Annotated in this window: 16 protein-coding genes; 5 read left to right on the forward strand and 11 right to left on the reverse strand. The window is 53.8% G+C overall.

What is annotated here, in order from left to right; all coding sequences use genetic code 11:
• Window positions 1–195: 195 nt before the first annotated feature.
• On the reverse strand, window positions 196–1107 hold the full coding sequence (mak, locus tag CNE01S_RS14665; protein WP_061277072.1) for a fructokinase: 912 nt from the start codon (window positions 1105–1107) through the stop codon (window positions 196–198).
• 125 nt (window positions 1108–1232) lie between these two features.
• On the opposite strand from mak, the gene rdgC reads away from it, so the two are divergent.
• Complete coding sequence (gene rdgC, locus CNE01S_RS14670; protein WP_061277073.1) at window positions 1233–2144, forward strand: recombination-associated protein RdgC; 912 nt, start codon at window positions 1233–1235, stop codon at window positions 2142–2144.
• 60 nt (window positions 2145–2204) lie between these two features.
• Here rdgC and ppnP read toward each other — a convergent pair whose 3' ends face one another.
• The 4 genes from ppnP to aroL all read right to left on the reverse strand — a co-directional run bounded on the left by ppnP (window position 2205) and on the right by aroL (window position 4272).
• Window positions 2205–2498, reverse strand: coding sequence for a pyrimidine/purine nucleoside phosphorylase (ppnP, locus tag CNE01S_RS14675; protein ID WP_008454495.1), 294 nt, complete (start codon window positions 2496–2498; stop codon window positions 2205–2207).
• 82 nt (window positions 2499–2580) lie between these two features.
• Window positions 2581–3258, reverse strand: a complete 678-nt coding sequence (locus CNE01S_RS14680; RefSeq protein WP_061277075.1) for an AroM family protein — start codon at window positions 3256–3258, stop codon at window positions 2581–2583.
• Window positions 3259–3514: 256 nt separating this feature from the next.
• A complete protein-coding gene (locus CNE01S_RS14685) occupies window positions 3515–3706 on the reverse strand; it encodes a YaiA family protein (protein ID WP_061277077.1) in 192 nt (63 codons plus the stop codon).
• Window positions 3707–3747: 41 nt separating this feature from the next.
• Window positions 3748–4272 carry a shikimate kinase AroL gene (gene aroL, locus CNE01S_RS14690; RefSeq protein WP_061277078.1) on the reverse strand — a complete coding sequence of 175 codons (525 nt, stop codon included), beginning with the start codon at window positions 4270–4272 and terminating at the stop codon, window positions 3748–3750.
• Window positions 4273–4623: 351 nt separating this feature from the next.
• On the opposite strand from aroL, the gene CNE01S_RS14695 reads away from it, so the two are divergent.
• The gene (locus tag CNE01S_RS14695) at window positions 4624–5391 is read left to right on the forward strand and encodes a DUF2076 domain-containing protein (RefSeq protein ID WP_061277079.1); all 768 of its coding nucleotides are present in this window, start codon (window positions 4624–4626) and stop codon (window positions 5389–5391) included.
• Here the strand turns inward: CNE01S_RS14695 and CNE01S_RS14700 are convergent.
• The gene (locus tag CNE01S_RS14700; protein WP_008454481.1) at window positions 5388–5849 is read right to left on the reverse strand and encodes a YaiI/YqxD family protein; all 462 of its coding nucleotides are present in this window, start codon (window positions 5847–5849) and stop codon (window positions 5388–5390) included. The two genes, CNE01S_RS14695 and CNE01S_RS14700, sit on opposite strands and share 4 nt — an antisense overlap.
• A gap of 179 nt (window positions 5850–6028) precedes the next feature.
• Between CNE01S_RS14700 and proC the strand changes: the two genes are divergently transcribed.
• A complete protein-coding gene (gene proC, locus CNE01S_RS14705) occupies window positions 6029–6838 on the forward strand; it encodes a pyrroline-5-carboxylate reductase (protein ID WP_061277080.1) in 810 nt (269 codons plus the stop codon).
• Between the two features lie 127 nt (window positions 6839–6965).
• Here proC and CNE01S_RS14710 read toward each other — a convergent pair whose 3' ends face one another.
• The 4 genes from CNE01S_RS14710 to CNE01S_RS14725 all read right to left on the reverse strand — a co-directional run bounded on the left by CNE01S_RS14710 (window position 6966) and on the right by CNE01S_RS14725 (window position 10645).
• On the reverse strand, window positions 6966–7277 hold the full coding sequence (locus tag CNE01S_RS14710; RefSeq protein WP_038475163.1) for a PsiF family protein: 312 nt from the start codon (window positions 7275–7277) through the stop codon (window positions 6966–6968).
• 102 nt (window positions 7278–7379) lie between these two features.
• Window positions 7380–8798 carry an alkaline phosphatase gene (gene phoA / locus CNE01S_RS14715; protein WP_061277081.1) on the reverse strand — a complete coding sequence of 473 codons (1419 nt, stop codon included), beginning with the start codon at window positions 8796–8798 and terminating at the stop codon, window positions 7380–7382.
• Between the two features lie 93 nt (window positions 8799–8891).
• Entirely contained in the window at window positions 8892–9152 is a 261-nt protein-coding gene (gene iraP / locus CNE01S_RS14720; RefSeq protein ID WP_061277082.1) for an anti-adapter protein IraP, read from the reverse strand.
• A gap of 275 nt (window positions 9153–9427) precedes the next feature.
• On the reverse strand, window positions 9428–10645 hold the full coding sequence (locus CNE01S_RS14725; protein WP_061277083.1) for a multidrug efflux MFS transporter: 1218 nt from the start codon (window positions 10643–10645) through the stop codon (window positions 9428–9430).
• Window positions 10646–10877: 232 nt separating this feature from the next.
• Between CNE01S_RS14725 and ddlA the strand changes: the two genes are divergently transcribed.
• Window positions 10878–11978 (forward strand): D-alanine--D-alanine ligase, encoded by a 1101-nt coding sequence (gene ddlA, locus CNE01S_RS14730; RefSeq protein ID WP_061277084.1) that lies wholly within the window; start codon window positions 10878–10880, stop codon window positions 11976–11978.
• 3 nt (window positions 11979–11981) lie between these two features.
• Here the strand turns inward: ddlA and CNE01S_RS14735 are convergent, their stop codons facing one another.
• Window positions 11982–12194 (reverse strand): DUF2754 family protein, encoded by a 213-nt coding sequence (locus tag CNE01S_RS14735; RefSeq protein ID WP_061277138.1) that lies wholly within the window; start codon window positions 12192–12194, stop codon window positions 11982–11984.
• Window positions 12195–12465: 271 nt separating this feature from the next.
• Here CNE01S_RS14735 and CNE01S_RS14740 point away from each other — a divergent pair, with 271 nt between their 5' ends.
• Complete coding sequence (locus CNE01S_RS14740; RefSeq protein WP_061277085.1) at window positions 12466–12804, forward strand: DUF2755 family protein; 339 nt, start codon at window positions 12466–12468, stop codon at window positions 12802–12804.
• The last annotated feature ends 33 nt before the right edge of the window (window positions 12805–12837 follow it).

Raw genomic sequence — 12837 nt, forward strand, 5'->3', positions numbered from 1 at the left:
GGACACGTTCACCGTTTTCGGAACGTGCAGGGAAAACAGGATTAGGGGTGAACGGAACAATTGAGGAGCAAAAAATATCTCCCGGTAGATTTTGAAAGGAAAATGTGACTAAGCCCCCCTGAGATAGAGAAAGAAAACCGCTCCCTCTTTTAATCCCCTCTCCACTTTGGGGAGAGGGTTAGGGTGAGGGGCGATTTACTTCTCCAAAGGCCAAAGCCACGCCGCACCGCGAACGCCGCTGGAATCGCCGTGTACCGCTTTACGAACGGGTGTTTCACACTCGCCGCCAAACACCCACGGTTTAATCAACTGCGGCACCGTCCGGTATAAGCGCTCCACGTTACTCATTCCGCCGCCCAGTACGATCACATCCGGATCCAGAATGTTGACGATGTGCGCCAGCGACTTCGCCAGACGAGTCTCGTAGCGGCTGATGGCCAGCTCTGCCAGCGGATCCTGCTGCTCTGCCAGGCTAATAATCTCATGCCCTTTCAGCGTTTTTCCGCTCAGGCGCTGGTAGTCCGTGCCGAAGCCGGTGCCGGAAATAAAGGTCTCAATACATCCCTGCTTGCCGCAGTAGCACGGCACTTCTTCCCGAAAACGCAGCTCGTCTTCGTCCATCCACGGTAGCGGGTTATGCCCCCACTCGCCCGCCGTGCCGTTGCCGCCGATCAGGCTGCGACCATTGATCGCTACGCCCGCCCCGCAGCCGGTGCCGATGATCACCGCAAAGACGATCGGTGCCCCTGCGGCCGCGCCGTCGATAGCTTCCGACACTGCCAGGCAGTTAGCATCGTTAGCCAGCCTGACCTCACGCTTGAGCGCCAGGCTCAGATCCTTGTCAAAAGGCTGCCCGTTCAGCCAGGTTGAGTTCGCATTCTTCACGACTCGGGTATAAGGGGAAATCGACCCCGGGATCCCGAGCCCTACCGTACCGGTCTCGCCCGTGGCTTCTTCCGCCAGCCGCACCAGCTCAACGATGTTTTTGATGGTGGCCTGGTAGTCGTTTTTAGGCGTTGGCAAACGGTGGCGGTAAAGCTGTTTACCGTCGTCTGCCAGCGCGATTACTTCTGTTTTAGTCCCACCGAGATCGATACCTATGCGCACAAGAACTTCCTCATTTGGTGATAATTATCAACAACATAAAATACAGCCTAAGCAAAGGCAATGAAACGAGGCCGTCAATTCGTTATCATGCCCGCTGCGTTTAACTGACAACCTGGGACAGAATCATGCTGTGGTTTAAAAATTTAATGGTTTACCGTTTAAGCCGTGACATCACGCTGACGGCGGATGCAATGGAAAAACAGTTAGCCGCCTTCACCTTCACCCCTTGCGGCAGCCAGGATATGGCCAAAACCGGCTGGGTGTCGCCGATGGGCTCGCACAGCGATGCATTAACCCATGTTGCCAACGGCCAGATTGTGATTTGCGCCCGTAAAGAAGAAAAAATTCTGCCCGCTCCGGTCATCAAACAGGCTCTTGAGGCCAAAATCAATAAGCTCGAAGCGGAACAGGCTCGCAAGCTGAAAAAGACCGAGAAAGACTCCCTGAAAGACGAAGTGCTGCACTCGCTGCTGCCTCGCGCTTTCAGTCGCTTTAGCCAGACAATGATGTGGATAGACACCGTCAATGGCCTGATCATGGTTGACTGCGCCAGCGCCAAAAAAGCGGAAGATACGCTGGCCCTGCTGCGTAAAAGCCTGGGTTCTCTGCCGGTGGTACCGCTGGCGCTGGAAAACCCTATCGAACTGACGCTGACCGAGTGGGTGCGTTCAGGAGATGTTCCGGCAGGCTTTGCGCTGATGGACGAAGCTGAACTCAAGGCAATCCTTGAAGGCGGCGGCGTGATCCGCTGCAAACAGCAGGAGCTGGTGTGTGATGAAATCGCTGCGCACATTGAAACCGGTAAAGTGGTCACCAAGCTGGCGTTGGACTGGCAGGAGCGTATTCAGTTCGTACTGGCCGACGACGGCTCCATCAAACGCCTGAAGTTTGCCGATATCCTGCGCGAACAGAACGACGATATCGACCGGGAAGATTTTGGCGGACGTTTCGATGCCGATTTCATCCTGATGACCGGTGAACTGTCTGCGCTGGTGACTAATCTGGTGGAAGCGCTGGGCGGCGAAGCGCAGCGTTAATTAAGCGGCTGAGTCGTGAGAGATAGCCCCTCGCCGTAAGCGAGGGGCTAAAAAATTCAGTTATTTATCGGCCAGATAGCGGCAAAGGTAGGACGTTGGCTCGGCAACCTGCAGATGAAACTCGCTGTGGCCTGGCACGTTAAAGACTTCGCCCGCAGCATAGGTTTTCCACTCGGTTTCCCCCGGCAGCAAAACGTGCAGTGCGCCGCTGACTACGGTCATCTCTTCCGGTTGGGCGGTCCCGAAGGTGTATTCCCCCTCCGCCATCACCCCAACGCTCGCACGGCCAGTGCTGCTGCTGGTAAAACCGATGGATTTTACTTTACCGGAGAAGTATTCATTACTCTGAAGCATGGACAGGCCCTTTATCGAAATTAGTGAAAAAACCACTATAGAGGCGAACTCTCCGACCTGTCACGCAAATTGTTAATTCCGCTCAGATAAGCAATTCTGCGGCCAACCTGGCCACCAGTACGTTGGATAACAGTACCGGCACATCCAGCTGCTTTTGCAGTAAATCCCGGTGTTTTTGATGGTAGCCGAGGCAATCAAGGACCAGAACATCCGCGCCTTCAGCCATCAGCTTTCTTCCGGCCTCAAGCAAGTCAGCTTCGTTGCCGTGCACCGGATTCGCGAGAGCATAAAGCGGCGGATGGGTCAGCTTGCGCCACTTCAGCTCCTGAAACTTAATCATGTCGGCGACCGGCAAAATGATCCCCACCTGATGACCGTCCACAATCGAAGCCACCAGCGGCGGAATAATACGCTCAGGCTCCAGCAGGATGGCATTACGGGCGCTGAGCCCCGTCAGCGGCATCGTGCTCATCAGCAGGATCACTTCGTAGCCCTGGTTATCCAGCTGTTCGATAATGCCCTGCATCGCAATGGAGATTTTGTCGCGCCCGACCGAAGTAATGGTGTTGTCCGCCAGCAAAGTGAGCAAAGACTCTTCTCCGGGCGAAAGGGAAAACTGGTGCCGGACCTCATCAGGAGAGAGGTTGCCCAACAGGCTGACCTGCGAGATTTGTTGCTCAGAGATATGTTCGGTTAAAAATGGCAAAACCTCACTGACTGACACTTTGCCGACGGTGAGAATGGCTACAGTTGGTTTCATGCTTCGCTCCGCTATTACTCAGTCACCGCCCTTTTCGCTGCACTGCTCCACGTCCGCTATGAAATAACTCCGCCGGGGTCGATCGTTTTTTGCTCGCCGTAATCCGCAGCATACAACCAGAGTGATACCGAAATCCTTAACGAAACATCAACTACTGAGCAACATATATAAATAGATATATTTTAGCTAAATGAACGAGATAAAAGCTTCTCTGATCAAAAATGAAACATTCATGGCGCGAGCCTGAAGAGAACGATCAGGATTTATTTGGATCTTCATAGCGCTGTTTTGCGTCCAGAGCTTCCTGATGCGTTTGGTGTTCGCTGATCAGCGTGTTCTGGTGAGGGTGATCCGCCCGCAGCTGGTACCAGGTGACGGCTGAACCCGGCACGCCTTTCTGCACTTCAACAATTCGGGCTTCACGGGGGTAAGGAGGTTGAGTTGCCATCGCTCGTCCTTCATTTCTTATGGATGAGCGTTAAGTATAGGCTAACTGGCGCGAGCCATTTGTAATGCGCTGAGGATAGCTTCCACCACCGCATCCGGTGTGCGGGTGGCGTCCACAATGTGCCGGGCGACCTGCCGATAGAGCCCTTCGCGAGCGGCGAGGACGTCCACAATTTCGTCGGTAACGCCTTTTCCGGTCAACGTTGGGCGCTGCCCTTCTTCCGGCGAGGCGGTCAGGCGCGAAGCCAGTACCTGCGCAGGGGCATGTAACCAAACGGGGATACCATTTTCCTGCATAAACTGACGGTTGCCTTCAGCCAGCACCATGCCGCCACCGGTCGCCACCACGGTCGCCGGGGCCGTCACGCGCTGAAGCGCATCGGATTCACGAGCACGAAACCCTTCCCAGCCCTCTTCAGCCACAATCTCCGCCACGCTATTACCGGTATGGTTTAGCAGAAAACTATCGGTATCGACAAAGGCGTAACCCAGCTTTCTCGCCAATGCGTGACCAACGGTCGTCTTACCACAGCCGCGCGCGCCGACTAAGAATAGGGGTTGAGTCATCAAAGATAATCCTCGGAAATGCGGGCCTGAGGCCACAAAGGGGCAAAAGCAGGAAAACAGAATGCGATAATACCATTAAACTAGTACACGACAAGTGTAAACTTTTAATTACAAAAGTGAAATCTATCGCTTAGAACCCAGCTATAACGGCATTAACTGATACGTAACAAGTGTAAACTAAATCCACCACCTGCTAACTGCGCCACAATACTTTAAACGCCAGGCCAATGACAACCCTTAATCTGAGATTCGGTAACACATTTATGGTTAGCTTTACGATTAAGGCGTTTCACCTACGCTGAATTTGATCCAGACTCGTTTTAAGACTTCATCATGACAGAGGTATGAACCATGCAATCTGAAGAGCAGCGTCTTATTGACGGGCTTTTTGACCGTCTGAAACAGGCCGAAAGCCAAAGTGCCACCCGCGATGCGGCCGCAGAACAGCGGATTGCGCAACACCTCAGCCAGCAGCCGGGTGCCGCTTATTACATGACGCAGACGATCCTTATCCAGGAAGCGGCCATGAAGCAGCTGAATGGCAAAATTCAGGCCCTGGAAGCACAGGTGAGCGAGCTGGAGCAGAAGTCCCGCCAGCAGCAAAGCAGCGGCGGTTTCCTTGCCGGATTATTCGGCGGCGGCGGCAACAGTAGCAGCAGCAATAACAGCTCTCGCGGCTCCGATCCGATTCCGGGCAGCCAGAACTACGGTACCTCTTCTGCACCAGGCTACGGCGCCCCCCAACAGGGCGGATACAGCGCACCTGCCGGGTATGGTGCGCCACAGCAGCAGGCAGCCCCTGCCAGCGCTCCGCGTGCCGGAGGCGGTTTCCTGTCAGGCGCGCTGCAAACCGCAGCGGGCGTAGCCGGTGGCGTCGTGGTGGCAGAAATGCTGACCAGCATGTTCCACCGCAGCCAGCCGGAAGAGATTGTCAATATTATCAATGAACCGGCGCCCACCTTCGACAACAGTTCATTCGACTCGGTCAACGACTACAATCAGGTCGACGATCGTCAGTTCCTGAACCAGGGAGGCTGGCAGTCGCAGGACAATACCGATTACGGTAACGATGATTTTGGCGGCGACGATTACGGCGACGACGACGATAGCTTTATCTAAGACTTTTGCGCCCGCGCGACCTTCAGCAGCCATTTTTCCAGCTCATTGGCAAACTGCTGGCGGTCGCGCTGGCTCAGACTGTCCGGCCCGCCGGTTTGCACGCCGCTGGCGCGCAGGGTATCCATAAAGTCACGCATCGTCAGGCGTTCACGAATGGTAGCAGGGGTATATAGCTCGCCCCGGGGATTCAGCGCCACCGCTCCTTTCTCCAGCACATCCGCTGCCAGAGGGATATCAGCGGTGATCACCAGATCGTCTTTCTCACAGCGACGCACAATTTCGTTATCCGCCACGTCAAACCCAGAGGCAACCTGAAGGCTGCGAATGAAGCGCGACGGCGGTGTTTTCATCCCCTGGTTTGCTACCAGCGTGACCATAACCTGAGCACGATCTGCCGCACGAAACAGCACCTCTTTGATGACTTTTGGACACGCATCGGCATCCACCCAAATTTGCATTATGGCTCCTGACATTCGGTGGGAATGGGGGCGATTTTGCCGTGCTTTTGCCGAATGGCAAAATTTATCTGTTTCAGCCCCCGGCCGAGCCTGAATGAGTGCAAACATAGCCTAAGCGGTAAAAAGCGCGTTAAGCTATTACCATCAAATAACAAAACACATCACCATGGAGTAACGCTATGGATAAGAAAATTGGCTTTATTGGCTGCGGTAACATGGGCAAGGCGATCCTCGGCGGCCTGATTTCCAGCGGCCTTGTGCCTGCGGGCAATATCTGGGTTTATACCCCGTCGCCGGACAAGGTTCAGGCCTTGTGCGAAGAATACGGCATTAATCCGGCGCAGAGCGCGCAGGAAGTCGCGCAGATAGCCGACATCGTCTTTGGTGCGGTGAAGCCAAACATCATGCTTAAGGTGCTGAGCGAAGTTAGTTCCGACCTGAACAAAGACACCGTTATTATCTCTATTGCCGCAGGTATCACTCTGGAAACCCTGGCCAAAGTGCTGGGCCACGACCGTAAAATTATTCGTGCGATGCCGAATACCCCTGCGCTGGTGAATGCGGGCATGACGTCGGTAACGCCAAACGCGCTGGTCACACCTGAAGACATTGCCGATGCGGTAAGTATTTTCCGCAGCTTTGGTCAGGCCGAAGTGGTAAGCGAAGCGATGATCCACCCGGTGGTGGGCGTCAGCGGCTCTGCCCCGGCCTACGTCTTTATGTTTATCGAAGCCATGGCCGACGCAGCCGTGCTGGGCGGTATGCCGCGGAAACAGTCCTACCAGTTTGCCGCTCAGGCGGTGATGGGATCGGCGAAGATGGTGTTGGAAACCGGGAAGCATCCGGGCGAGCTAAAAGACATGGTCTGCTCCCCTGGCGGTACCACCATTGAGGCAGTCAAAGTGCTGGAAGAAAAAGGTTTTCGCGCGGCCGTGATGGAAGCGATGGTGAAATGTATGGCGAAGTCGGAGCTGCTCGGGAAGTCCTGATTTCGGAATAGCCCCTCACCCTAACCCTCTCCCCACAGGGGAGAGGGAACTGAATCGAGCATTAATCTTCGATTTTCCCCCTCGCCATTTTAGGGAGAAAGCCGGGGTGAGGGTCATTCAGAGCGACTTACTTTTTCTTCAGACAGTTGCTCATAAAGGTTTTTCTGGCGTCGCCCTTCAGCGATTGCTTCGCGGCATCTGCATTACAATCCTTCATTTTTTGCTGCTGAGGCGTCAGGGTTTTCCCTGCTGCGGCAGGCGCTTCCCCTTTCAGACAGCTGCTCATATAGCTCTTACGCTGATCCCCTTTCAGGGACTGCGAAGCCGCCTGCTGATTACAGCTTGTCATGCGCTGCTGCTGCGGCGTCATCGTTTTATCCGCCGCCGTTGCTGACCCAACCAGCCCTACCAGTAACACCGCTAATAATGAAAATTTCATACCTTATTCCTTTTTTATAGTGACGTTTAAAGTCTGGCCCAAGGCAAAAAAAATGCGACGTTTCCGCCGCATTTTTTTCTTACCTGTTACGTATGCACGCCTTTACTTCAGCGCCATCGCCGATTTCATGGTGTAGAACAGATCGGTCTGGTCGGTCAGCCCCACCACATTAGCTGCATGCGGGCCATAAGCCGCCACGCGCAGCTGGGTGCCGGTGTGCTCCTGAGATTCCCCCTCAGAGTTACCGTAGCTGATGACCATCACCGCGCCGTCTTTGGTATTCAGCGCCTGAGTCAGACCTGGCGCTTTGGTATCCGGTGCCACAATCTGGCTGGAATGGGCGTGGTCGGCGGTAACGATAACCAGGGTATTGCCGTCTTTACGGGCAAACTCCAGCGCTTTCTGCACGGCTTCATCGAGATCGACCGTCTCACCAATCTGCCCACAAGGGTTAGCGGCGTGATCTTGCTTATCAATAGAGGCGCCCTCAACCTGCAGGAAGAAACCTTTTTCGTTGCCTTTCAGCAGATCGATAGCTTTTTCGGTCATCTGCGCCAGGGTCGGCACGCTGCTATCACGCTTAGGATTTGCCGTACAGGTGACGGCCGGTTGATCGATATTGCCGTGGTAGGTAGCCTTCGGGCCTTCCCAGCGCACCGGCATGTTGCCGTCCGCGAACATACCAATCAACGGTTTCTGCTGGTTAGCCTCTGTCACCGCCGCAAGACCCGCCGCGTTGTCGACCCACTGATAACCGCGGGCATCCGCCTGCTCGCGCAGCGTTTTCCCGTTCCATTCACCGGCTTTTGCCGCTTCGCTGAACGTTTTTGCCCCGCCGCCAAGCGTGACGTCGGCTCGGGTATTCAGCAGTTGCTCGGTAATCGAGCCTTTGCCGCCGTTCTCCAGCGCGTTGGTCGAGCATTTTTCACTGGTCGTGTTAGGGCCATAACATTTACGCCCGGTGACGTGGGAAACCAGCGCCGCTGGCGTAGCATCCTGAATTTCTGCGGTTGAAACATTGCCCGTAGCCTTCCCGGCCGCCTTCGCCAGCTCGAGAATGGTCACGTGGTCTTTGCCGTTAACGTCCACGCCGAGCGCGCCGTTATAGGTTTTTACCCCGGTGCTCCACGCCGTCGCGGAAGCAGCTGAGTCGGTCACGTAATCCGGCTTTTTCGTTTTTTTGTCTAAAGAATAATGGGTGTATTGCCCGGTCAGAGGTAAAGCATCAATCCCCTTAAAGAAGCCACCGGCGCCTTCGGCATAGTTTCTGGCGGCGGTAATTTCCGAATCGCCCATACCGTCACCAATTAGCAGAATAACGTTCTTTGCTGTTTTATTGTTGAGCGAGGCACGAATCGCTTCAGTTTGATCGCCAGTAATACGGCGAGCACCGCCCGGCTGAGTTAAATCTCCCTGAGCGGCGCGATTTTCCAGAGAGGAAGAAGATGTTTCTTGTGATTTTGAGGGGGCGCTGACAAGCAGCAAAGGCAGCAGGCTGGCGATAATTACGCTCTGTTTCACTTTATTTTCTCCATGTAGAAACTACTGAATATAAATAAAAACAGAGCGAGTATAAAAATGACTTATGACACTAATATGACAGCGAATTTTGATTCAACTACGGGGATGGATAAGGAGCTTTTTTAAATATTGACGGAGTAATTCGGTATCCTGAACCGGCACTACAGTCTTTGGGGAGGCATCATCTAACGCCCCTTCAATACTGGCAACTAATGCCGAACGCTCTCCTTGTTCAAGCCGTCTCAATAAGGCAGTCACCACTATTTCAAGGGCTTCCACCTGAGCGACCAACTCTTTTGACTCTTCTTCCTTTTCGGCGAGTTTAACCAATAACTCTGCAATAAGATTTTTCATTTTCTCAGTCCCTGCGGGGTTAGGATATGACGTTAACACTCAGATCCACCTGAGAGCAATATGCCGGGTTAAATATGTGTGGGATAGCAAATAGCGGCGAGATTAAAACGATTCAGTCTGATAATAATCCCGGATGAGAATTTTTCGCACTACAAAAAAAGAATAATGGAATATTATTCGCTAAGTCACAGGCTGCCGATCGAATGAAAAATAAGTCGAAATCAATCTTCATATTTCACTCATTAATATAACCAGCGGCCCTAAAAAGACCGCCCTTACGTTTTTCTGTCGAGTATCTGCTGCCGTGCATTTTTACGTTTGAGGGCGACCGCAAGCTGCCAGACATTGAGCAGCACAACCACGGCGGTTGCCGCAAAAACGTAACGAAAACCAACCATTGCGGATACCCCTGCCCCCATTAAAGGCCCGGCGACATTCCCTAAATACATAAACGACTGGTTATAACCGAAGATGCGCCCGGTGACCTGGTCGCTGCAGTATTTGAGTAAAAGCGTTTGCACCGCCGGCAGCATCGCCCCGTCAGCAAAGCCCAGCAAAAAGCGCAAAATGCCGAGCTGCACCGGCGAGGTCACAAAAGACATGGCCAGGAATAACACCACGGCACACGTCAGGGTGGCCATCAAAATACGTTCTGTGCCAATCCGATCGCCCAGTTTGCCCAATTTAGGCGCGGCAAACAGCGCGGAAATCCCCGGTAATGCGGCGATAAATCCACTCATAAAAGCAATATTGTTGCTGTCCGGCGACAGTTGTTTAATAAACAGCGCCAGAATGGGACCAATCGAGCCGTTGCACAGCTGGATCACAAGCGTGGTGATAAACAGACTGAGGATCAGCCAGGGATAAGGCAGCGTGGCGAACACTTCTTTCCCGGTCAGGCGCTCATCTTTGCTGATTTTCGGGCGGGCTCCCTCTTTAATCAGTAACAGCGTCACCAGGAAACTGACCATCAGCAGCCCGGCCGTTGCAAAGAAAACCGGCCTTAGCCCAAGATGATCCGCCATAAAACCGCCGAGCAATGGGCCCACGATCACGCCGCTGATTTGCCCGGTAGACAGCGTACTGATAGCCCAGCCGCTGCGTTCGCGTGGCACCTGAGAGGCAATCAGCGCCATAGCATTAGGGATGTAGCCCGAGGTTAACCCCATCACCGCCCGCAGCAAAAAGAGCTGCCAGACGTTGGTCGCAAAGGCCTGCAGAAGAATCGCCACCGCCATACCGAACGAAGCGCGAAGCAACATCAGCTTGCGCCCTTTGCGGTCGGCCAGGCTGCCCCACATAGGTGAAACAATGGCCGAAACCAAAAAGGTAACGCTGAACGTCAGGCCAGACCAAAGGGAAAGCGCTTCGTGGGAAGTGACGCCAAGCTGCTCAACATAGAGCGGAAGAAAAGGCAAAATTTGGCTGATCGCAAGGCCGGTAAAAAAACACCCGAACCAGACCGAAATGAGATTGACCTTCCAGGACTCCATAGCGCGCTTTTTCAAGGGGGATGCAACCAGAATAGAACGATTTCTGGAAAGCTTATCACACTAATGAATATTGCCGTCAGCGCCCCGGCGCCGCCATTACGATCCGGAAATGATTGCTTACTAAAGCACATATCCTGCCCGACCGGACAGGTTGTTGCAGGAACCACATGAATCCCCGGAATGAGCGTGCTATGTTGTCCCCTTTCGTAAAGTTTATGGGTGGATTAAAGGCATGGCAAAACTGCGGGTTGGTATCGTGTTTGGTGGAAAATCGGCAGAACACGAGGTGTCGCTGCAGTCGGCAAAAAATATTGTCGACGCCATTGATAAGTCGAAGTTTGATGTTGTGCTGCTGGGCATTGATAAACAGGGCCAGTGGCATATCAACGATGCGTCCAGCTACCTGCTGAACGCCAATAACCCGGCGCTTATCGCCCTGAACCGGTCAGAGAAAAATGTGGCGCTGGTCCCCGGCCAGACCGAACACCAGCTGATTGAAACCAGCACTGCAGAACAGCTGTCCCAAATCGACGTGATTTTCCCGATTGTGCACGGCACGCTGGGCGAAGACGGTTCCCTGCAGGGCATGCTCCGCGTCGCCAATCTGCCGTTTGTTGGCTCCGGCGTACTGGGCTCAGCGGTCAGCATGGATAAAGACGTAGCCAAACGCCTGCTGCGCGACGCGGGCCTGAATGTCGCCCCGTTCATTACGTTAACTCGCGCTAACCGTACCAAAATCAGCTTCGCAGAGGTTGAAAAACAGCTGGGTCTGCCGCTATTTGTGAAGCCGGCCAACCAGGGCTCCTCCGTCGGCGTCAGCAAAGCCAGCACCGAAGAGCAGTATCACGCGGCAGTGGCGTTAGCCTTTGAGTTTGACCATAAAGTGGTGGTCGAGACCGGCATTAAAGGCCGTGAAATCGAATGTGCGGTGTTGGGGAACGATTACCCGCAGGCCAGCACCTGCGGCGAGATCGTGGTCAACAGCGAGTTCTACTCTTACGACACCAAGTACATCGATGAGCAGGCCGCGCAGGTTGTCGTCCCGGCGGCGCTCGACGCCGACGTAAACGACAAAATCCGTAAAATTGCGGTTCGTGCTTATCAGGCATTGGAATGCAGCGGCATGGCCCGCGTTGACGTCTTCCTGACCGAAAATAACGACGTTATTATTAATGAGATCAACACGCTGCCGGGCTTCACCAACATCAGCATGTATCCCAAGCTGTGGCAGGCCAGCGGCATCAGCTATCAGGAGCTGATCACCCGCCTGATTGAGCTTGCCCTTGAGCGCCACCAGCAGGATTGTGCGCTGAAAAGCTCAATCACCTCGTAATGCTTAAGGCTCCGCCGTTTCCGACTCTTCCCGGGGGCGGCGGATAATAAAGCCGGCTATCCAAAAACCGATCGCCCAGGTCACCAGCCCCACCGCGTAATTCTGCCAACCCTTCGTTTCCAGGCCCAGCAGGCCGACCACGCCATTCAGAATAAAAATCAGCCCTATCGCCACCGCATAGTAATGCCAGTCACGACGCATTTTCAGGGTTAACATAGCCGCCTCACGCATTAAAAATAAACCTGCAGGCATTGTCGCACATCGACGGCAGAGAAACGTGCGGTTACCACGCACTCCGTCAGCATAATGTTAATGAGATTTACCTTAAGTTACAGAAATGTGAACTTGTGCATAAAATGCAAATCCAGGAGGATTCTGGCCTTCAAATTACCAGCAATCTGATATTGACAATGCTTATCACCTGCCAAAATTCGCGCTATGAGATGCCACACATTCGGTTCAGATTGCGCTTTTACGGGAGGTCGTGATGCCTGATATTTCATTGTCAAAAGCCGTTATTCCGGCTAACCGGGTCATAATAACTGAAAAATCAGAAAGATCGGTGCCGGGTAACATTGCCTATGCGCTGTTCGTTCTTTTTTGCTTCTGGGTGGCCACCCAAATGCTAAATCTTATCGTGCAGGCTCCCGGCCTGCTGGAATATCTGGCTCAAGGCAACGATGCCAGCCGCCCTCGCATTGAGATGGGCCTGGCGGTCAGCACCGTTTTCGGGCTGATCCCCTTCCTGCTTGGCGCTGTCGCCATCGGCATTGTCGCCCTGACGATACGCCTGAGAAACCGCCGCCACTCCGCCTGGTATTACTGATGAAGAAGGCGGAAGCTTTACCGCTTCCGCCCG

The sequence above is a fragment of the Cedecea neteri NBRC 105707 = ATCC 33855 genome (genome assembly GCF_001571265.1).
Lineage (GTDB): Bacteria > Pseudomonadota > Gammaproteobacteria > Enterobacterales > Enterobacteriaceae > Cedecea > Cedecea neteri.